The organism is Azospirillum brasilense (assembly GCF_003349955.1).
Lineage (GTDB): Bacteria > Pseudomonadota > Alphaproteobacteria > Azospirillales > Azospirillaceae > Azospirillum > Azospirillum brasilense_B.
Genome location: NZ_QLKQ01000051.1, coordinates 17,194 through 36,327, shown reverse-complemented (window position 1 = coordinate 36,327; position 19,134 = coordinate 17,194). Strand labels below are relative to the sequence as shown.

The window sequence follows — 19,134 nt, the reverse complement described above, 5'->3', positions numbered from 1 at the left end:
GGCTCCTACGCGTCCGCCAGCAGATCCCCGAACCCTTCCACCCGCTTCAGCATCGACTGGCGCAACTTCAGCAGGGCGCGGTGTTCGAGCTGGCGCACCCGCTCCTTGCTCACCCCAAGCTCGCGGCCGAGCTGCTCCAGGGTGGCGCCCTCCTCGCGCAGGCGGCGTTCCTGGATGATCGTGCGTTCGCGCGGGCTGAGTTCACCCAGCGCCTCGGCCAGCCATTGCGAGCGGGTGCGGCTGTCGCGCATGCCGATCACCACCTCCTCCGGCGAGGGGCGCTGGTCGGCCAGGAAGTCCTGCCAGTCCTCGTCGGAGCCGTCGGCCACCGGGGAGTTCAGCGACTGGTCGGAGGCGGACAGCCGCATCTCCATCGCCTCGACCTCGGTCACGTCGACCTGGAGTTCGCCGGCGATCCACTCCCGCCCTTCCTTGGTCAGGCTGTTGCCCCCGCCGCTGTTGCCCTGGCTGATGCTCTCGATGCGGGCGCGCAGGCGGCGCAGGTTGAAGAACAGTGATTTCTGCGCGGCGGTGGTGCCGGTGCGGACGATGGACCAGTTGCGCAGGATGTAGTCCTGCATGGCCGAGCGAATCCACCAGGCCGCGTAGGTCGAGAAACGCACCTCGCGGTCCGGCTCGAACCGGCTGGCCGCCTGCATCAGCCCGACGTTGCCCTCCTGCACGAGGTCGCCCATGGGCAGGCCGTAGTTGCGGAAACGCGCGGCGGTCGCCACCACCAGCCGGGTGTAGGCGCGGACCAGTTCGTGAAGGGCCCGTTCGTCGCCGCCCTCGCGCCATTTGCGGGCAAGGTCGAATTCGTGGTCGCGCGTCAGCAGAGGCTCCCGCATGGAGGCCTTGATGAAACTCAGGTTGGCGCGCTGAGTCTCGGGATCGTCGATGTAAGCCATACGTCCCTTCCTTCCCGTCTGGGCGGCCGCGTTTCAGGCTGCTCGTGCCCTGTGCTGCGGAGTCCGAAGGGACAGGCCCCCTCAGGTCCAAAGATCCGCCGGCTCGTCGTGGCCGCTTCGCCACGGAGCGCCGACGGTTGGGACAACAGCCGTTCCCCTCGCCCTGTTGCACGTCTTACGCAGGACAAGACGTTTCGGATCATCCGCACCGGAAGGGATTCGGGGGCGGAGGCCGAAGGAATGGGTAGGACGGGTAAGGAAAAAGGGAGATGGGTCAGACCTGGAACAGGTCCAGGATCTCACCCGAAGGCGACAGGCACCCACAAACGAGGTGCCCACCCACCCCGCAATTGCCGTCGAGGGTCGCCACGCGGTCGGTCACCGCGACGCCCTTGCGGGCCGGGTCGTAGCCCCGCACGACGCGGGCGAAACCGCCATAAGGCTCTGACATCTGGGCGAAACCGGGCGCCCCCCACCAAAAGGCGTCGCCCTGGTGGTTGAGCGGGCGGCGGGTGTCCACCCCGGCGCTGACCAGCAGCACGCCGCCCTGCCCCTGCTCCGGGCCGGTGCAGTAGGCGGCGCGGCGCAGGCTGTTGAACACATTTTCGTGACCGGGCTGCGCGTGCATCGCCTGACGCAGCCCCTGGGTCCAGCGGCCGAGCGTCATGGTGCCGCCGCGGGCCGCCGCCATGCCCTGCTCCACCGTGCCGCCATAGGCGGCCAGCGTGGCCCCCGCGCCGTGGCGGGTCATCCAGTCGAGCACCTGCTGCGGGTCGGGCGCGAACTGGAGCTGGAGCAGCTTGTGCCACATCTCCTCCTGCGCGCCGCGCAGATAGACGATGTCGCCGGCTTCCATGCCCCGCCAGCTCAGCAGCCAGGTCCGGAAGGCCAGCAGCGCGTCCATCGTCTCCAGAACCCGCTCACCCCAGCCGACCATGTTGCCGAGATAGACGAGCCGGTCGCCGGGCAGGAAGCGCGCCGCGATCACCTCGTGCACGGCGTGGAGATGGTCCGTCTGCGCGTGGATCGAGCCGACGGCCCAGATGCGCCGCGGGTTACGGAGATCGATGAATTTCTGCGCTTCAGACATGCCGGAGACGCTCACCCCATCCAGCGGTCACGGACCGGCCCAGAACAGGCCGGGGGCGGGAGTGTAGGCGCCGCGCAGGCCCGGCGAAAGACGAAAACTTAAGACAAAGGCGCGGCCAAAGCGCCGCGCCTTCATCGTCAACATCACAATCGGAGACCGGTTCCCGCGTCCGGACCGGGAAACGGGACTGAACCGGAGTCAGGCGGCCTTCTTGAGGACCAGCTCCAGCCGCTCGGTGGCCTTGGTCTCGTCGATCTTCTCGACGGCGGCCAGCTCGCGGGCCAGACGCTCCAGGGCGGCCTGATAGATCTGGCGCTCGCTGTAGGACTGGTCGGACTGGTCGGCGCCGCGGTACAGGTCGCGCACGACCTCCGCGATGGCCACCGGGTCGCCCGAGTTGATCTTGGCCTCATACTCCTGGGCGCGGCGGCTCCACATCGTGCGGCGGACGCGCGAACGGCCCTGCAGCGTCTCCAGGGCGACCTTGATGCGGTCCTTCGTGCTGAGGCGGCGCAGCCCGGCGGCCTTGGCCTTGCCGACCGGAACCTTGAGCGTCATGCGCTCTTTTTCGAACGTGATCGCGTAGAGCTGAACATCCATGCCAGCGATGCTGTGGGTCTCGATTCCCTCGACCCGACCGACGCCATGGGCCGGGTAGACGACGAAGTCACCGGCCTCGAAGTCAAGCTTGTTCGACATTTGGGTTGGCTCTCACTTCTCGCGATCGCGCCATTTTGCCGCCCCGGTGGAGGGGGCGAAAAAGGCCCGGTGACAACGACACACCGTGGGGATGGGGTCCTCCACGCCGCGCACTGTTGCACTGAGCCCTTGGTCGATGGGAAATCCGGCAATGACGCTGAGGCCGGCTCCGGGCGCGTATTATAGCGATGTTACGGCCCGGTTACAAAGGCTACGCGCGGGCAGCCGTCCGGATTCTGACGTTGCCCGCCGATGGCCGACCTGTCGTTTTTGCATGGCGGCAAAAGAATGCCATGCGCAGCAATAGTCCCGACTCCGCTCAGCCGCCGGCCTTCGGAGAGAAGAACTTGTCGAACTTGCCGTCCACGCCCTTCATGGCGTCGGCGTCGGGCAGCGCGTCCTTCTTGCGGGTCAGGTTGGGCCACTGCGCCGCGTAGTCGCGGTTCAGCTCCATCCACTTCTCCGCGCGGCCGTCGGTGTCCGGCACGATGGCCTCGGCCGGGCATTCCGGCTCGCACACGCCGCAGTCGATGCACTCATCCGGGTGGATGACCAGCATGTTCTCGCCCTCGTAGAAGCAGTCCACGGGGCAGACCTCGACGCAATCGGTGTACTTGCACTTGATGCAGTCTTCCGTCACGACGTAGGGCATGATTCGTTCTCCGCTGTTCTCGCCAGTTCCGGCGGTGTTCACGCGCCGGGGTTCGAGTCGCTTCGATGGACGCTTCGACTGACGTGCTCGCGCGTGGGCGCGGCCGGGGGCATGAATGGACCATGGCCCGACCGCGGCGCTTGCCTAGCACGCCGCCCGAGACGGGATCAACCCCGCCGGTTGTGTGGGCGCAAGCGACGCAGCCCCACCCTCCATATTCCCCTCCGCGACCGCCTCCAGGAAGGTGCGCAGGGCCACCGTCTCCATGGAATCCACCCGCCGGACGAAACGGGTGGGCATGCGGGCCAGTTCCGGCGGCAGCGGGCGGGCGGTGAACAGGCCGCGCCAGGGCTCCCGCTCCACCACGACGCGGGGCAGGACGGTGACGCCCATGCCGGCGCCGACGCAGCCCAGAATGGCCTCCAGCGCGCCGAACTCCATCACGCGGTAGGGAACCCGACCGGCCTCGCGCATCGCCGTCTCCGCGCGGGCGCGGTAGGCGCAGCCGCGCCGGAAGGCCAGCAGGGTGTTCCGCCCGGACTCGCTGGTGATGCCGCTGGCCGGCTCGACCAGCACCAGCTCCTCCTCGAAGACGGGCTGGCTGACCAGTTCGGGATGCTCCACCGCCCCGGAGACGAAGGCGCCGTCGATGCGTCCGGCCAGAACCTCCCCCAGCATGGTTTCGGTGGGGCCGGGGACGATGATCAGGTCGACGTCCGGATTCTCCGCGTGGAAGCGGGCGAGGATCGGCGGCAGACGCACGGCGGCGGTGGTCTCCATGGTGCCCACGGACAGCCGCCCGCCCCGCCCCGCCGCGTCGGCCACCGCGTCGCGCGCCTGGGCGACGAGGCGGAGCACCCGGTCGGCGTAGTCGGCCAGCACCCGCCCGGCCGGCGTCGGCGCCATGCCGCGGCTGAGCCGCAGGAACAGCGGCACGCCGAGATCCTCCTCCAGCCGCTTCAGCCGCGCCGTCACGTTGGACTGGACGCAGTTCAGCGTCTCCGCCGCCCGGCTGACGCTGCCGGTGTCCGCCACCGCCTTCACCACCCGCAGGCCCGCGAGGTCCATCGCCATCCTCCCCGATCCGCACGCTTCCCATCACTCTCAGTGAAGCATAGCATCGAAACAAATCATTAGAAATGAGGGTTCCGTCGCGCCAGGATGGACCCGCACGAAAAAAGAACCTGCGGGAGGAAGCCATGGTCCGGGTGCTGATCGGCGGCGTGCTGGTGCTGGTCATCTCCATGGGGGTGGGGCGCTTCGCCTTCACGCCGATCCTGCCGGCGATGCAGGCGGCCACCGGGCTGGGCACCGACGCCGCGGGGCTGCTCGCCTCGCTGAATTATCTCGGCTACTTCCTGGGGGCGCTGGGCGTCGGGCTGGTCCCGCAGGGCGCGGCGCGCACCGCCGTCTTCCGCACCGCGCTGATCGCCAGCGTCACCTCCACCGCCGGCATGGGCTTCACCGACGATCTGGCGGCCTGGGCCGTGCTGCGCTTCGTCTCCGGGCTGGCCAGCGCCGGCCTGTTCATCCTGGGCATCGCCATGACGCTGGACGCGCTGGCCCGCGCCGGGCGCGAGTCCTGGACCGGCTGGCTCTACACCGGCGTCGGACTCGGCATCGCGTCGAGCGGCCTGTTCGTCGCCGTGATGGGCGACCGGCTGGGCTGGCGCGGCGACTGGCTGTGGCTGGGGGTGGCCTGCCTGGGCTTCGGCACGCTGTCCTGGCTGTGGGTGAACGACCCGCCGCGCGAGGCCCGCCACACCGCCGCCGCCCGGCCCACGCCCACCACCGCCTTCCGCCCCTCCGTTCCCATGGTCCTGCTGACTCTAGCCTATTTCCTGGAGGGGGCCGGCTACATCGTCACCGGCACCTTCCTGGTCGCCATCCTGAAGACCATGCCGGAGACGGCGCAGCTCGGCGCCGCAGCCTGGATGGTCACCGGTCTGGCGGCCATGCCATCCGGCATCCTCTGGGCGGCGGCGGGGCGGCGGCTCGGCCTGTGGCGGGCACTGATCCTCGCCCATGTGGTGCAGACGGTGGGGATCCTGCTGCCGATCACCGGGTCACCCGCTGCGGCCCTGCTGTCGGCGGTGCTGTTCGGCGGGACCTTCGTCGGGATCGTCACCCTGTCCTTCACGCTGGGCCGCCACCTGTCGGGCGGGGCGTCGGCCCGCGTCATCGGCGCGCTGACCGCCGTCTACGGGCTGGGGCAGATCATCGGGCCGGTGCCGGCCGGGCTGGTGGTGGCGCGCACCGGCAGCTTCGACTCCGCCCTGCTGGGGGCCGCCGCGGCGGTGCTGGCCGGCGCGCTCCTCCTCGCCGCCGGAGCCTGGATGGCCGGGCGGCGCGACCCCGCCGCGGTTGCCCTGGGCGCCGGGCGCGGTTAGCCTGTCGCCATGTTCGATCCGCTGCACCCCGAGGACTCCCGCCGCCACGCCCCCGCGACGGAGCGCAACCGCGCCCCCATCCTGGAGGTGCTGCGCCGCGTCCTGCCGCCGCGAGGGCTCGTGCTGGAGGTGGCGAGCGGCACCGGCCAGCACGCCGTGGCCTTCGCCGAGGCGCTGCCCGGCGTGACGTGGCAGCCGAGCGACCCCGACCCGGCCTTGCGCGACAGCGTCCGTTCCTGGGCCGCCGCGGCCGCGCTGCCCAACCTGCGCGACCCGCTGGACCTCGACGCCGCCGCGCCCGACTGGCCGGCCCGCAGCGCCGACGCGGTGGTCTGCATCAACATGATCCACATCGCCCCGTGGCAAGCGGCGCTCGGCCTGTTCGCCGGGGCCGCCCGCCTTCTGCCCACGGGCGCTCCGCTGCTGCTCTACGGCCCCTTCGCGCGCGGCGGGCGGCACAGCGCGCCGAGCAACGCCGCCTTCGACGCCGACCTGAAGGCCCGCAACCCCGCCTGGGGTGTGCGCGACCTCGACGCGGTGGAGCGCGCCGCCGCCGGCTTCGCCCTGGCGGAGCTGGTCGAGATGCCCGCCAACAACCTGACCGTCGTGCTGCGGCGCCGCTGAGCGTCCACTCCGCCCCCCATCCGAGGTGCGGTCTTCTGCCGCAGTTTTGCACCCGCGAGATTTGCTATTGTTTCCCTGCAGCGCTTGAGTTTGTAAACAAATTACAAATTGGGGGAAATGATGAAGCGGAAGCTGGTTCCGGACGTGGTGAAGTCGCAGGAACTCATCCTGGTGACGGAGGACACCTCCGTCCTGACCGTGTCGAAGCTGATGGCGGAGAAGAACATCGGCGCCGTCCTGGTGGTGAACCACGGCGACCTCGTCGGCATCGTCACCGAGCGCGACCTGAACAACAAGGTGCTCTCCACCCAGATCGACGCCTTCGAGACTGAGGTGTCGACGATCATGACCCGCAACCCGGACACCCTGCCGCCGGACGCGGACGCCATCGAGGCGCTGACCCTGATGCAGTCGAAGCACTACCGCCACCTGCCGATCACCCAGGGCAAGCGCGCGGTCGGCATCGTCTCGATCCGCGACCTGTTCAAGCTCGCCTACGAGCATCTGGTGGAGGAGGTGGAGTTCCGCGACGGTCTGATGCGGACCTGACCCGGAACGGCGAACGGGCCGCCCCCGCGAAGGGACGGCCCGTCGGAGGACCCGTTCAGGAGGGCCGGAGCGTCAGTGCGCTTCGGCCTTCTTCCGTTTGCGGCGGGCGGCGGCCATCAGGTTCAGCGCCTCGACCAGGGTCGAGAAGGCGATGGCGAAGTACAGATAGCCCTTCGGAATGTGGAAGCCGAAGCCGTCGGCGATCAGCGCCACGCCGACCAGCAGCAGGAAGGACAGGGCCAGCATCTTCACGGTGACGTGGCGGTTCACGAAGTCGCCCACCGGGCGGGCGGCGAACAGCATCACCGCCATGGCGATGACGACGGCGGTGACCATCACCGGCAGGTCGTTGGACATGCCGACCGCGGTGATCACGCTGTCCAGCGAGAAGACGATGTCCAGCACGATGATCTGCCCGACCACCGCGCCGAAGCTGGCGAGCTTGGGGGCGGCGCTGTCCTCCTCGTGGCCTTCCACGGTGTTGTGGATCTCGATGGTGCCCTTGGCCAGCAGGAACAGACCGCCGCCGAGCAGAATCAGGTCGCGCCCCGAGAAGCCCATGCCGAGCACGGTGACCAGCGGTTCCGTCAGGGTCGCCACCCAGGAGATGGAGGCGAGCAGCGCGAGCCGCATCAGGAGCGCCAGCGCCAGACCAAGCTGCCGGGCCTTCTGCTGCTGGTGGACCGGCAGCTTGGCCGCCATGATCGAAATGAAGATGATGTTGTCGATGCCGAGCACGATCTCCAACGCGGTGAGCGTCAGAAGGCTGGCCCAGACCTGCGGGTCGGAGAACAGTTCGAGCATGGGGGCGGCGGGCTCCGAAAAAGTCGGCCGTTGCGGGATTATTTTGCGCAGATGAGGGTGCGGCCACCAATTGGCAATGGCCCTGCCCGCGTTTGCCCGCCGCTTTCCCCGGCTGTTCCGGCTTACTCCTCTCCGTGCAACTGGTCGAGCGCCCGGCGGTCGCGCTTGGTCGGGCGCCCGGCGCCGGCCTCCCGCGGGGCCGGCGGCGCGCGGTAGGGGTCCTGGATCGCCTCCTCGCGCACCGGCGGGGCGAGGTCCTCGTAGAGGGCCTGCGCCTCCGGCGCCGGGCCGCGCCGGCTGCCCAGCGCGACCACCTTGATGACGCGGATGTGCCGCCCCTGGGCGAAGGTCAGCACGTCGCCGGGCTTCACCGCGTAATGCGCCTTGCCGACCACCGTGCCGGACACCCGAACGCCGCCGCCGTTGCACAGCTTCGCCGCGAGGCTGCGCGTCTTGAAGAAGCGCGCGAACCACAGCCACTTGTCGATCCGCAGCCGGCCCGCCGGGGTGGGGTCGGAGTCGGGGAGGTCGTCGTCGTCGAGGTCGGTCATGCGGGGCCCCCACCCTTCCCACGGCTGACGCCGTGGGCCCCTTCCCTCCCCCGCTGAGCAGGGGAGGGAGTTATCCACCGCGCAAACTTCATTCCCTCCCCCGCCCAGCGGGGGAGGGTCAGGGTGGGGGCAATAGCGAATCTCTTCATCCAATTCCCGAAAGCTGGCGCAGCTTGGCGAAGGGGTGGTCGGCGTTGACGGGGGCCTCGCGGCGGGGCTTGTGGCGCGGGTTGCGGCGGCGGCGCCAGGAGACCGCCCCATCCTCCCCCACCGAGCGGGTGTAGCCAAGCCCCTTCATCACGGCGCCCAGCTCGTCCGGCTTGGCGCCGATCATCTGGGCCAGCGCCGGCTCGGTCACCGCCCGGTTCTCCTTGGCGGCGGTCAGCAGTTCGGTCTCAAGCCGGTCGAGCATGTCCACCCGCAGCGCCCGCGGCCCGGCCGCCGGGTAGCCGATGGCCTCCCAGAAGGCGGGCGGCGCACCGGTCGCCTCCACCGAGACGCGGCCCGGCGGCGGGATCGGCACCGGCAGGGGCAGCCGGTGCTTCACCGCCCACAGCAGGCCACGCAGTTCCACCGCCCCCGGCTTGGCGAGCGCCGTCAGATAGAGGTGCGACACGCCGAGCCGCACCCCGTGGCGGGACAGCGCCTTGCGATCGGCCTTCTCCAGCCCTTCCACCATCGGGGCGACCGGCGCGCGGGGCAGCGCCCCCATGTTCTCGACGAGCTGGAAAGCCAGCCCGCGCGCGGCGCCCGTCAAATCGTCCGCATCGCGCAGCGCCAGCAGGGGGCGCAGCCGGGCGGCCACGCGGTCCTTCAGCCAGCGTTCCAGCCGGACGCGCACGCGGTCGAGCTGCCCCTGGTCGAGCAGCCCCTCGTCGAAAGGCAGGACCGCCGGGGTCAGCACCGACGGGCCGGGGCCGAGCCGGGCCACCGGCAGCCCATCCGCCGTCAGCACTCCGTCCGGCCCGAGCGCGAACACATCGTCCGGCTCCTGCTCGAAGGCGCGCAGGCGGGACGCCACCTCCTCGCGCAGCGCGCGGCGGGCGGCGGTCAGCAGGGACTTGGCCTCCTCCGAGCGCTCCGGGGCGTCGGGGACGAAGCGGAAGCCCTCCAGCCGGCCCACCGGGTGGCCCTCCACCACCACCTCGCCGTCGGCGCGCACGCCGCCGATCAGGTCCCGCCCGTCCTTCAGCGTGCGCGCCAGCGTGGCCGAGCGGCGGTCGATGAAACGCTGCGTCAGCCGCTCGTGCAGGGCGTCGGACAGCTTGTCCTCGATGGCGCGGGTGCGCGCCTGCCAATGCACCGGGTCGGTCAGCCAGGACGGCCGGTTGGAGATGTAGGTCCAGGTGCGGATGTGGGCGATGCGGGCGACCAGCGCGTCGATGTCGCCCTCGGTGCGGTCGAGCCGGGCGATCTGCTTGGCCGCCCAATCCTCGTCCAGCCGCCCGATGCCGGTGCGCAGCTGCCGGAAGATCTGCCCGAGCAGCCGGGTGTGGGCGTCCGACAGCACCTTGCGGAAGTCGGGGACCTGGCAGACCTCCCAGAGCAGGCGCACGTTGTCGCGGCCCTTGGCGAGGTCCATCACCTCATGGTCGCGGACCAGCGCCTGGAGCGCCAGATGGTCGTCGGCGTCGCGGGCGCGCAGCAACTCGGGGATCGGCGGGCGCTCCTCCAGCGACTTCAGCAGGAAGCCCGGCGTGTCGAAGCGCAGCTTGCTGTTGCGCCACATCAGCGTCTTGATCGTCTCGAACTGGTGGTTCTCGACGCGGTCGACCACGTCGGCCTCCAGCTCCCCCACCTCGTCGGTGGTGCCGAAAGTGCCGTCGCGCATGTGCCGCCCGGCGCGCCCGGCGATCTGCGCCACCTCCGGCGCGCGCAGGCGGCGCGGGGCGAAGCCGTCGAACTTCACGATGCGGGCGAAGGCGACATGGTCGACGTCCATGTTCAGCCCCATGCCGATGGCGTCGGTCGCCACCAGATAGTCGACCTCCCCCGCCTGATAGAGCCCGACCTGGGCGTTGCGGGTGCGTGGGGACAGCGCCCCCAGCACCACCGCGGTGCCGCCGCGCTGGCGCCGGATCATCTCGGCCAACGCGTAGACGTCGGTGGCCGAGAAGGCGACGACGCAGGAGCGCGGCGGCAGGCGCGTCAGCTTGCGGTAGCCGGCGTAGGTGAGCTGGGAGAAGCGCGGGCGGCTGATGAACTCGGCCCGCGGCACCAGCCGGCGGATCAGCGGCTGCACCGTGTCGGAGCCGAGGAACATCGTCTCCACCAGCCCGCGCGCGTTGAGCAGCCGGTCGGTGAAGATGTGCCCGCGCTCCGGATCGGCGCAGAGCTGCACCTCGTCCACCGCCAGGAAGTCCACCGCCCGGTCGAGCGGCATGGATTCCACCGTGCACACCCAGTAGGACGGGCTGGGCGGCAGGATCTTCTCCTCCCCCGTCACCAGGGCCGCGGCGTTCTTGCCCTTGATCGACACGATGCGGTCGTAGTTCTCGCGGGCCAGCAGGCGCAGCGGAAAGCCGATCATCCCCGTCCGGTGGCCGAGCATGCGCTCGATGGCGAGATGGGTTTTCCCGGTGTTGGTCGGCCCCAGCACGGCGACCACCCGGCCACCCGCACCCAGACCGCCCCCGGACGAAGAAAGGACAGAGGTCATAAGCGTAAGTTTTGGGCCTGGGGACCGGCAATGCAAGCGTCAGGGCGGCCGTGCCATGCCGCAACGCCCATCTGGGGCCGCACTCTTCCGGAAACGGTATAAAACCTCGGGCCGATGGACGGGCGCCGGTTATCCCGTCTACCCTGGCGCGCTCCACCCTAAGGGATTCCTCATGCGCCGTCTTCCCGCCCGTCCGCTCGCCGCCGCGCTGATGCTCGCAACCCTGGCGCTGCCGCCCGCCGCCGCCCGCGCCGAGGCGCCCCCGGTGACCGAGGACGGGGCCAGGGCGCTGGCCGCCGCGCTGAAGGACGGGCTGGCCCGCTGGTTCCCCAAGAGCGGCGAGGGCGCGACCGAGCTGCGCTGGACCGGCGAGCCGGTGGCCACCCCGGCCGGCGACCATTACGAGGTGGCGCTGCCCGCCCTGACCGCGGTGTCGGACGACGGCACCACCGCCGACATCGGCACCATCCGCCTGACGGTGAAGCCGCAGGACGGCAACACCCACGCCGTCACCGCCACCCTGCCCGACCGCGTCGCCATCCTGGACAACGGCAAGCCGTCGGCCACCGTCAGGCTGGGCCGCCAGCGCATCAGCGCCCTGTGGTCCGGCGCCTACGAGACGGCGCTGTCCATGGACGCGGAGCTTGGCGACCTGTCGGTCACCAGCGACCGCAAGGGCAAGAAGGGCAAGAAGGACGAGAGCGCCCTGACCGTCGGCGCCATCACCGTCGCCGGGGAGCTGAAGCCGGACGGCACCGCCACCGCCGGCACCCCGCTGTGGAGCGGCCCGGGCGCCCTGTCCGTCAGCAACCTGCGCTTCCTCGACGAGACGAAGAAGGAGGTGCTGAACCTCGGCGGCCTGACCGTGGAGGGCACCTACACCCGCGTCGACCTCGCCCGCGCCGACGCCATGCAGCGGCTGACCCAGACCCACGCCCTGGCCGGCACCCAGCCCCCGGCGGCGGAGCTGATCCCGCTGATGCAGAACCTGATGGGCGGGGCCAGCGGGCGCGTCCGCCTGTCCGGCCTGACCGCCCTGAACCCGGAGGACGGCACCCGCCTCGCGCTGGGCCAGCTCGTCCTGCGCGGCAGCGCCGAGGACCTGGACAAGCCGATGGCCTCGACCACCTTCGGGATCGAGTCCAGCGGCCTGACGCTGGAGCCGGAGGTGGCGCCGAAGGCCTTCATGCCGGACAAGCTGGACATCCAGCTCAGCACCGCGAAGCTGCCGACCGCCTCGCTGTGGCGGGCCTTCGCCGACCTCGCCGCGCTGGCCGAGTCCCAGGCCGCCGCCGGTGAGGAGAACGAGGAGGACGGCGAGGGCGAGGAGGAAGCCGCCCTGCCGGACGACGGGACCGACGAGGCGGCGGTGGCCGCCATCGGCAACCGGCTGATGGGCGCCATGGCGGAGGTCGGGACGGAGCTGCGCATCGACCGCTTCGTGGTGAACACCCCGGCGGCCTCCGGCACCATGACCGGCGCCATGCGCATGGCCGCCAACTCCGCCTTCGGCGCGGTGGGCAGCAGCACCGTGCTGCTGCGCGGCCTGGACGCCGCCACCAAGGCGATGCAGCCCAAGCCGGGCAAGAAGGCCGACGAGAGCACCCAGAACGCGCTGGGGGTGATCGCCATGCTCCAGGCCTTCGGGCAGGCGTCCAAGGACGACGCCGGCAACGACGTGCGCAGCTACAAGATCGACGTGACCGAGACCGGCCAGTTCCTGCTGAACGGGGCGGACATGAGCGCGCTGATGGGCATGGGCCAGCCGGCGCCGGAGCTGGAGCCGACCCAGGGCAAGAAGCGCTGAGGCTCGGGGGCGGCTTTTGCCCCCACCCTTCCCATGCTGCGCATGGGCCCCTTCCCTCCCCCGCTATCGCAGGGGAGGGAAATTTAGTCCCCTCCCCTGCGATAGCGGGGGAGGGTCAGGGAGGGGGCAATACTTCCCCCACCCCACCCACTCCGGTTGCGAAACTCCCGCACAACGCCAGCCCATCGCTCTTGCATGGGGCGGCGCGCTCGCACATATCTGCGCCGTCCTTCGGACCCATCGGCAAGCTTACCAACAAGCCCACCACCAACAAGAACGATCAAGGATGACACCATGACCGAGGAACGGCTCAGCTTCCAGGCCGAGGTCAGCCGCCTGCTCGACATCGTCGCGCACTCGCTCTACAGCGAGAAGGAAGTCTTCCTGCGCGAGCTGGTCTCCAACGCCTCCGACGCCTGCGACCGGCTGCGCTACGCCGCGCTGACGCAGCCCGAACTGTCCGCCGACGACCCGAACCTGAAGGTCCGGCTGATCGTGGACAAGGAGGCGCGGACCCTCACCGTGGCCGACAACGGCATCGGCATGAACCGCGAGGATCTGGTCGAGAACCTCGGCACCATCGCACGCTCCGGCACCGCCGCCTTCATGCGCAACCTGAAGGACAGCGCAAAGGAAGGCGACGCCAAGAAGGACGTCAACCTGATCGGCCAGTTCGGCGTCGGCTTCTACTCCGCCTTCATGGTCGCCGACCGGGTGGAGGTTCTGACCCGCAAGGCCGGGGAGACGCAGGGCTGGCGCTGGCTGTCCGACGGCAAGGGCGAGTTCACCATCTCCGACGTCGCCGACCTGCCGCGCGGCACGCAGATCAAGCTGCACCTGCGCGAAGGCGACGACGAGTATCTGGAGGAGCACCGCCTCTCCGCCATCGTCCGCAAATACTCCGACCACATCGCCATCCCGATCCTGTTCGGCGAGGGCGATGAGGCCAAGTCGCTGAACAGCGCGTCGGCCCTGTGGATGCGCTCCAAGAACGAAATCACGGCGGAGCAGTACACGGAGTTCTACCACCATGTCGGGCACGCCTTCGACGATCCGTGGCTGACCCTGCACTGGCGGGCCGAAGGCGCCATCGAATACACGAACCTGCTGTTCGTGCCGTCCAGCAAGCCGTTCGATCTGTTCGACCCCAAGCGCGCCCACCGGGTGAAGCTGTACGTCAAGCGCGTCTTCATCACCGATTCGGCGGAAGGGCTGCTGCCGCCCTACCTGCGCTTCCTGCGCGGCGTGGTGGACAGCGAGGACCTGCCGCTGAACATCAGCCGCGAGATGCTCCAGCACAACCCGATGCTGGCCAAGATCCGCGCCGGCATCACCCGCCGCGTCCTGTCGGAGCTGGGCAAGAAGGCCCGCGACACCGAGAAGGCAGAGGAATACGCGGCCTTCTGGGAGAATTTCGGCGCCGTCCTCAAGGAAGGCCTCTACGACGACTACGAGCACCGGGACGACCTGCTGAAGCTGATGCGCTTCCGCAGCACCGCCGGTGACGGTCTGGTCTCGCTGGAGGAGTATCTGGGCCGCATGAAGGAGGGCCAGGAGGCCATCTTCACCATCAGCGGCGACGACATCGAGACGCTGAAGCGCAGCCCGCAGCTCGAAGGCTTCAAGGCCAAGGGCGTCGAGGTGCTGTTGCTGACCGACCCGGTGGACGAGTTCTGGGTGCCGTCGGTCGGCAGCTTCCAGGACAAGCCCTTCAAGTCGGTGACCCGCGGCGGCGCCGATCTCGGCAAGATCCAGGGCGGCGAGGAGAAGCCGGCCGAGGAGAAGGCCTCCGAGGGCGAGCTGACCGACCTGCTGGTCCTGCTGAAGCTGACGCTTCAGGACGTGGTGAAGGACGTCCGCCCGTCGGAGCGCCTGACCGACAGCGCCGTCTGCCTCGTCGCCGACGAGAACGACATGGACATGCATCTGGAGCGCCTGCTGAAGCAGCACAAGCAGCTCGGCATGGACGCTCCGGCGGCCAAGCGCATCCTGGAGGTCAACCCCGCCCACCCGCTGATCAAGCGCCTCGCCGAGCGCGCCAAGGCGAGCGGTGCGGCAACCTCGCTGGACGACGCGGCGTGGCTGCTGCTCGACCAGGCGCGCATCGTGGAGGGCGAAACCCTGCCCGACCCCGCCGCCTTCGCCCGCCGTCTGGCGAGCGCGATGGAGAAGGGGCTGGCGTAAGGGTTCCCGTTGCCCCCTCCCTAACCCTCCCCCGCTTCGCAGGGGAGGGGACCAAATCTCCCTCCCCTGCGTCAGCGGGGGAGGGCCGGGGTGGGGGCAATGGCTACCCGCCCACCCGCTCCACCGGGAAGACCAGCGTCATGGTGGTGCCGCGGTCGGGGGCGGTGTCGATGTCCAGCCTCCCCCCATGCAGTTCCACCAGCCGCTTGGTCAGAGGCAGGCCGAGGCCGGTGCCGATGTGGTTGCGGCCCAGCGCGCTGTCGATCTGGCCCCAGGGCTCCAGCGCCTTTTCCAGCTCGTCGGCGGTCATGCCGATGCCGGTGTCGTGCACCGACAGGCGCAGCGTCCCGTCCGCCGCCACCCGGCCGTTCAGGGTGACCACCCCGTCGGGCGGCGTGAACTTCACCGCGTTGGACAGCAGGTTCAGCAGCATCTGCCGCAGCTTGCGCTCGTCGGCGCGCAGCGGCGGCAGGTCGGCCGGCAGGTCCGTCTCGATGCCGACCCCGGCCCGCCCGGCGCGGTCGGACAGCAGGCGGGCGCTGCCCACGGCGACCCGCGGCACGTCCACCACGGTTTCGGCCAGTTCCAGCCGCCCGGCCTCGGCCTTCGACAGGTCGAGCAGGTCGTTGATCAGGTCCATCAGATGGCGGCCGCTCTCCGCGATGTCGCGGGCGTAGTCGCGGTAGAGCGGGTTGGCGATCGGCCCCAGGACCTCCTGCTCCAGCAGCTCGGCGAAGCCCATCATGGCGTTCAGCGGGGTGCGGATCTCGTGGCTCATGCAGGCGAAGAAGGCGGTCTTGGCGCGGTTGGCGCGCTCGGCGGCGCGGCGGGCCTCCTCGAACTGGCGGGTCCGCTGGATGATCTGCTCGTCCGTCCGCGCCAGCAGGGCCACCCCCGACCCGATGCCGAGGTACCGCCCCTTCTCCAGCACGGCGAAGCCGGAAGCCAGCGCGCCGGGCTTGTCCTGCATGATCCGCCGCGCGACCTCGCACAGCGGAAGGTCCGCCTCGACCAGCAACGGCGCGGGGTCCATCGCCGTCGAGGCCGGAGCCTCGGGATCGGCCAGCCCCGCCAGCGCCAGCCGGTCCACCAGCCCCAGGACGCGCCCGTCCGCCGCCGTCACGGCGAGCGCCGGCAGGCCGGGCTGGGCGTCCAGCCGGTCCCGCAGGGTGCGGCAGGGCGCGTCCGGCGCCATGGGCGGCTCATGGACGGCCAGCAGGGCCGCGACCAGGACGGGAGCGGCCTCCGTTTCCGGCGTGCCGCCGGGGGCGGGGCTGGTCGGATCGGAATCGAGCACGGGGTGACGCAGCCTCGTCTGTCGGATGGAACGGTCGGTCCGGAAAGGGCCCGGACCGTCCATCCTGCCAGACGTTCGTTTGCAATTGGTTGCCGCGTCAAACCGTCCCGGCCGCCGGCACCGGGTTTTGCGCAGCGGCACCGTTTCCGCCCGTCCCGCCGGTCGCCGTGACCTGCACGTCCACCGTCATGCCGAGAAAATCCGCGGGCGCCCCGGTCCAGGAGCCGCCGAGCGGTACCGCCTGCGACGGGTCGCGGGCGACGGCGACGCGGATCAGGTTCTTGCCGCCGACAATGCCGTTGGTCGGGTCGAACTCCACCCAGCCGCAGCCCGGCAGGTAGATCTCCACCCAGGCGTGGGTCGCCCCGCCGCCGGTTATCGCCCCCTCCTGCCCGTCCCGCGCGGGATCGTAGAGGTAGCCGGACACGAAGCGCGCCGCGAAGCCGAGCGAGCGCACCGCCTCCATCATCAGAAGCGCGAAATCGCGGCAGGAGCCACTGTTCGACGCCAGGGTGTCGACCGGGCTCTGGGTGCCTTCCAGGTCACGGGCCTGATAGGTGAAGGTTTCCTTGATGGCGCGGGTCATCGACACCAGCATGTCCTGCGTGTCGGGCGGCCCGCCCTCGCCCAGCGTCACGAACTGCCGGGCCCATTCGTCCACCCGATGCTCGGAGTCCGGATAGTGCCGCTGGGTGGTCAGCGCCAGATCCGGCACCTCCTCCGCGGAATAGCTGAAGGGGTAGGAACGCGCGTAGTCCTCGATCGGGAATTCCAGCTCGCCCATCGGGAAGTGATCGACCCGGATGTGGCTTTCGAAGCGCAGCTCCGTCGCCGGCTGGTCGAAGCTCGCCACCGCGATGGAGTTGCCGAAGACGTCGTGGAGCCAGCGCACGGAGGCGGGCGGCGGGCTGATCACCAGACCCGTCTCGATCAACCGCAGATCGTGGCTGTCGCGGGGCCGGAACATCAGGCGATGGTCGCCGAAGGTCACCGGGTTGGCGTAGCGGTAGGTGGTGGTGTGGTGGATGTCCAGGGTCATCATGGCGCGCGCCCTTTCCGTAAGCCGACACCAAACGTCGGCGTTTGTGAATGGTTCCGAATCACAGTATGGTGCTCGGACATTCGGGTGGCCGTACCGGGGAGGGACGGCGGCCAGCGCAAGGACCGGGCCACATCGGCCGGAATATGCGCGCCCATGAGACGACAACAAGGGGACTTCCATGCCTTCGCGCCTCGAACAGCTCTGCATCGAGAAAGGGCTGAAGATGACCGACCAGCGCCGCGTGATCTCGCGCGTGCTGTCGGAGGCCGCCGACCACCCCGATGTGGAAGAGGTTCACCGCCGGGCGTCCACCATCGACCCGCGCATCTCCATCGCCACCGTCTACCGGACGATGCGCCTGTTCGAGGACGCGAACGTCATCGACCGGCTGGACTTCGGCGACGGCCGCGCCCGCTACGAGGAAGCCGGGTCGGAGCACCATCACCACCTGATCGATCTCGAATCCGGAAAGGTGGTGGAGTTCCAGAATGAAGATCTCGAACGGCTGAAGGAAGTCATAGCCCGCGAATTGGGCTATGAACTGCTCGGCCATAGGCTCGAACTGTATGGTGTTCCGCTGAGCCGCCGCACCACCACATCGGAGGGGGAGTAACGACCGGGCGTGCCCGTTGCTGAGTCCTTTGGGACTCACCGGGCACCATCCGGACGATAATCCCATCAATTGCGGGTTGCGCCGGGCGCGGGTCTGTCCAGAGGCGGTGCGTGGTCCTAGCTTCAGGAACGCACACGAATCATCGACGGACCAACCGCCGCCATGGACGACACGAACAACGACCCGGTTCTCGCCCGCCTCGACCGGCTGACCGACAGCGTCACCCGCCGTCTCGACAAGCTGGAGGAACGCCTGCGCATCCTGGAGCAGGACAACGGCGAGATCATCAACCTCCTGATCGCCGTCAAGGCCGGGCTGGAGGAATGCGCCGGAGACATCGCCATGGGCGAAATGCTGATCGAGGCGGACGACTCGGACGATTCCCCCAGCCCGTCGCTGCACTAAGCGGCGGCGGGCGGCCCTCCGCATCGCATTTGACTTGTGACGCGGCGCGTTCCGCCGGATAAGGGCGCATGCAGACCAGCGCTACTCCCGTTTTCGACGCCGTCGCCTCCGGTCCCTCCACCGGAAGCCCCACCACATATGGCGCCGGCCCCCTGGCCTCCATCGCGCCGGGGGTGGCCTTCTTCGACTTCGACGGGACGCTGATCCACGGCGACAGCCTGCTGATGTTCATCGGCGAGGTCATCGGGCGCAACCGCGCCCGGCTGGCCTTCCTGGACGCCCTGCGCTCGGGCCTGCACCGCCACGCGCGCGGGCGTGGGCCGGGGGTGGATTTTCCGGGGTCGGTCAAGACCATCCTGCTGCGCCGGACGCTGCGCGGCGTGCCGGTGGCCGACGCGCTGGCCGCGGCGGAACGGCTGGTCCACCGCATCCGCTGGCACGCCCCGCTGGTCGAAACCCTGAAGATGCACCGGCGCGAGGGCCGCCGCGTGGTGGTCGCCACCGGGGCGCTCGATGTCTACATGCCGGCCCTGCTGCGCGGGCTGGAGGTCGATGACCTGCTCGCCACCGGTATGGAGGTGGAGGACGGCGCCCTGACCGGGCGGCTGTGCACCGGCAATTGCGTGCGGCTGGACAAGCTGGAGCGGGTGCGCGGCTGGATCGCCGCCAACGGCCCCTTCGGCGAGACCTGGGGCTACGGCAACCGGCCCAGCGACCTGCCCATGCTGTCCATCGTCGACCGCCCCACCGTCGTCAAGATCCGCTGACGTCAAGATTCCCTGACCGGGCAATCGGACGACGCGTACCGCCCACGGGGATTTGCAACCGGCCCCCGCGTGGCGTAGAAAGCCCTGAGGTTC

18 protein-coding genes are annotated in these 19,134 nt (G+C 70.0%); 8 read left to right on the top strand and 10 right to left on the bottom strand.

The features are described 5' to 3' along the window. Positions 1 to 5: 5 nt before the first annotated feature. The 5 genes from DXK32_RS20990 to DXK32_RS20970 all read right to left on the bottom strand — a co-directional run bounded on the left by DXK32_RS20990 (position 6) and on the right by DXK32_RS20970 (position 4,417). On the bottom strand, positions 6 to 908 hold the full coding sequence (locus DXK32_RS20990) for an RNA polymerase factor sigma-32 (RefSeq protein ID WP_114860283.1): 903 nt from the start codon (positions 906 to 908) through the stop codon (positions 6 to 8). A gap of 274 nt (positions 909 to 1,182) precedes the next feature. Beyond that, positions 1,183 to 1,998, bottom strand: coding sequence for a hypothetical protein (locus DXK32_RS20985; protein WP_114860282.1), 816 nt, complete (start codon positions 1,996 to 1,998; stop codon positions 1,183 to 1,185). A gap of 198 nt (positions 1,999 to 2,196) precedes the next feature. Further along, entirely contained in the window at positions 2,197 to 2,697 is a 501-nt protein-coding gene (locus tag DXK32_RS20980) for a CarD family transcriptional regulator (protein ID WP_014238739.1), read from the bottom strand. 319 nt (positions 2,698 to 3,016) lie between these two features. Then, on the bottom strand, positions 3,017 to 3,349 hold the full coding sequence (gene fdxA, locus DXK32_RS20975) for a ferredoxin FdxA (RefSeq protein ID WP_014238741.1): 333 nt from the start codon (positions 3,347 to 3,349) through the stop codon (positions 3,017 to 3,019). 144 nt (positions 3,350 to 3,493) lie between these two features. Further along, entirely contained in the window at positions 3,494 to 4,417 is a 924-nt protein-coding gene (locus DXK32_RS20970; RefSeq protein WP_114860281.1) for a LysR family transcriptional regulator, read from the bottom strand. Between the two features lie 131 nt (positions 4,418 to 4,548). On the opposite strand from DXK32_RS20970, the gene DXK32_RS20965 reads away from it, so the two are divergent. The 3 genes from DXK32_RS20965 (at position 4,549) to DXK32_RS20955 (ending at position 6,912) form a co-directional block, all read left to right on the top strand. Continuing rightward, positions 4,549 to 5,739, top strand: a complete 1,191-nt coding sequence (locus DXK32_RS20965; protein ID WP_114860280.1) for a YbfB/YjiJ family MFS transporter — start codon at positions 4,549 to 4,551, stop codon at positions 5,737 to 5,739. Between the two features lie 9 nt (positions 5,740 to 5,748). Further along, positions 5,749 to 6,363: a DUF938 domain-containing protein gene (locus DXK32_RS20960; protein WP_114860279.1), complete on the top strand. Its 615-nt coding sequence runs from the start codon at positions 5,749 to 5,751 to the stop codon at positions 6,361 to 6,363. A 117-nt stretch (positions 6,364 to 6,480) separates the two neighbouring features. Then, on the top strand, positions 6,481 to 6,912 hold the full coding sequence (locus DXK32_RS20955; protein WP_247877260.1) for a CBS domain-containing protein: 432 nt from the start codon (positions 6,481 to 6,483) through the stop codon (positions 6,910 to 6,912). Between the two features lie 72 nt (positions 6,913 to 6,984). Here the strand turns inward: DXK32_RS20955 and DXK32_RS20950 are convergent, their stop codons facing one another. From DXK32_RS20950 to DXK32_RS20940, 3 genes are all read right to left on the bottom strand, one after another. Next, on the bottom strand, positions 6,985 to 7,716 hold the full coding sequence (locus DXK32_RS20950) for a TerC family protein (RefSeq protein WP_038525629.1): 732 nt from the start codon (positions 7,714 to 7,716) through the stop codon (positions 6,985 to 6,987). A 122-nt stretch (positions 7,717 to 7,838) separates the two neighbouring features. After that, positions 7,839 to 8,267 (bottom strand): RNA-binding S4 domain-containing protein, encoded by a 429-nt coding sequence (locus DXK32_RS20945; RefSeq protein WP_114860277.1) that lies wholly within the window; start codon positions 8,265 to 8,267, stop codon positions 7,839 to 7,841. A 145-nt stretch (positions 8,268 to 8,412) separates the two neighbouring features. Next, positions 8,413 to 10,926 carry a helicase-related protein gene (locus DXK32_RS20940; RefSeq protein ID WP_205215783.1) on the bottom strand — a complete coding sequence of 838 codons (2,514 nt, stop codon included), beginning with the start codon at positions 10,924 to 10,926 and terminating at the stop codon, positions 8,413 to 8,415. A 172-nt stretch (positions 10,927 to 11,098) separates the two neighbouring features. Between DXK32_RS20940 and DXK32_RS20935 the strand changes: the two genes are divergently transcribed. Together DXK32_RS20935 and htpG are read left to right on the top strand one after the other, a co-directional pair. Further along, entirely contained in the window at positions 11,099 to 12,733 is a 1,635-nt protein-coding gene (locus tag DXK32_RS20935) for a hypothetical protein (RefSeq protein ID WP_114860275.1), read from the top strand. A gap of 294 nt (positions 12,734 to 13,027) precedes the next feature. Beyond that, on the top strand, positions 13,028 to 14,917 hold the full coding sequence (gene htpG, locus DXK32_RS20930) for a molecular chaperone HtpG (RefSeq protein WP_114860274.1): 1,890 nt from the start codon (positions 13,028 to 13,030) through the stop codon (positions 14,915 to 14,917). 103 nt (positions 14,918 to 15,020) lie between these two features. Here the strand turns inward: htpG and DXK32_RS20925 are convergent, their stop codons facing one another. Both DXK32_RS20925 and DXK32_RS20920 read right to left on the bottom strand, forming a co-directional pair. Next, positions 15,021 to 16,214, bottom strand: a complete 1,194-nt coding sequence (locus DXK32_RS20925) for a sensor histidine kinase (protein ID WP_114860273.1) — start codon at positions 16,212 to 16,214, stop codon at positions 15,021 to 15,023. A gap of 97 nt (positions 16,215 to 16,311) precedes the next feature. Beyond that, positions 16,312 to 17,256, bottom strand: a complete 945-nt coding sequence (locus DXK32_RS20920; RefSeq protein WP_114860272.1) for a transglutaminase family protein — start codon at positions 17,254 to 17,256, stop codon at positions 16,312 to 16,314. A gap of 178 nt (positions 17,257 to 17,434) precedes the next feature. Between DXK32_RS20920 and DXK32_RS20915 the strand changes: the two genes are divergently transcribed. The 3 genes from DXK32_RS20915 (at position 17,435) to DXK32_RS20905 (ending at position 19,041) form a co-directional block, all read left to right on the top strand. Then, a complete protein-coding gene (locus tag DXK32_RS20915) occupies positions 17,435 to 17,869 on the top strand; it encodes a Fur family transcriptional regulator (protein ID WP_038525613.1) in 435 nt (144 codons plus the stop codon). A 162-nt stretch (positions 17,870 to 18,031) separates the two neighbouring features. Then, positions 18,032 to 18,274, top strand: a complete 243-nt coding sequence (locus DXK32_RS20910; protein WP_114860271.1) for a hypothetical protein — start codon at positions 18,032 to 18,034, stop codon at positions 18,272 to 18,274. 68 nt (positions 18,275 to 18,342) lie between these two features. Continuing rightward, a complete protein-coding gene (locus DXK32_RS20905; protein ID WP_114860270.1) occupies positions 18,343 to 19,041 on the top strand; it encodes an HAD family hydrolase in 699 nt (232 codons plus the stop codon). The last annotated feature ends 93 nt before the right edge of the window (positions 19,042 to 19,134 follow it).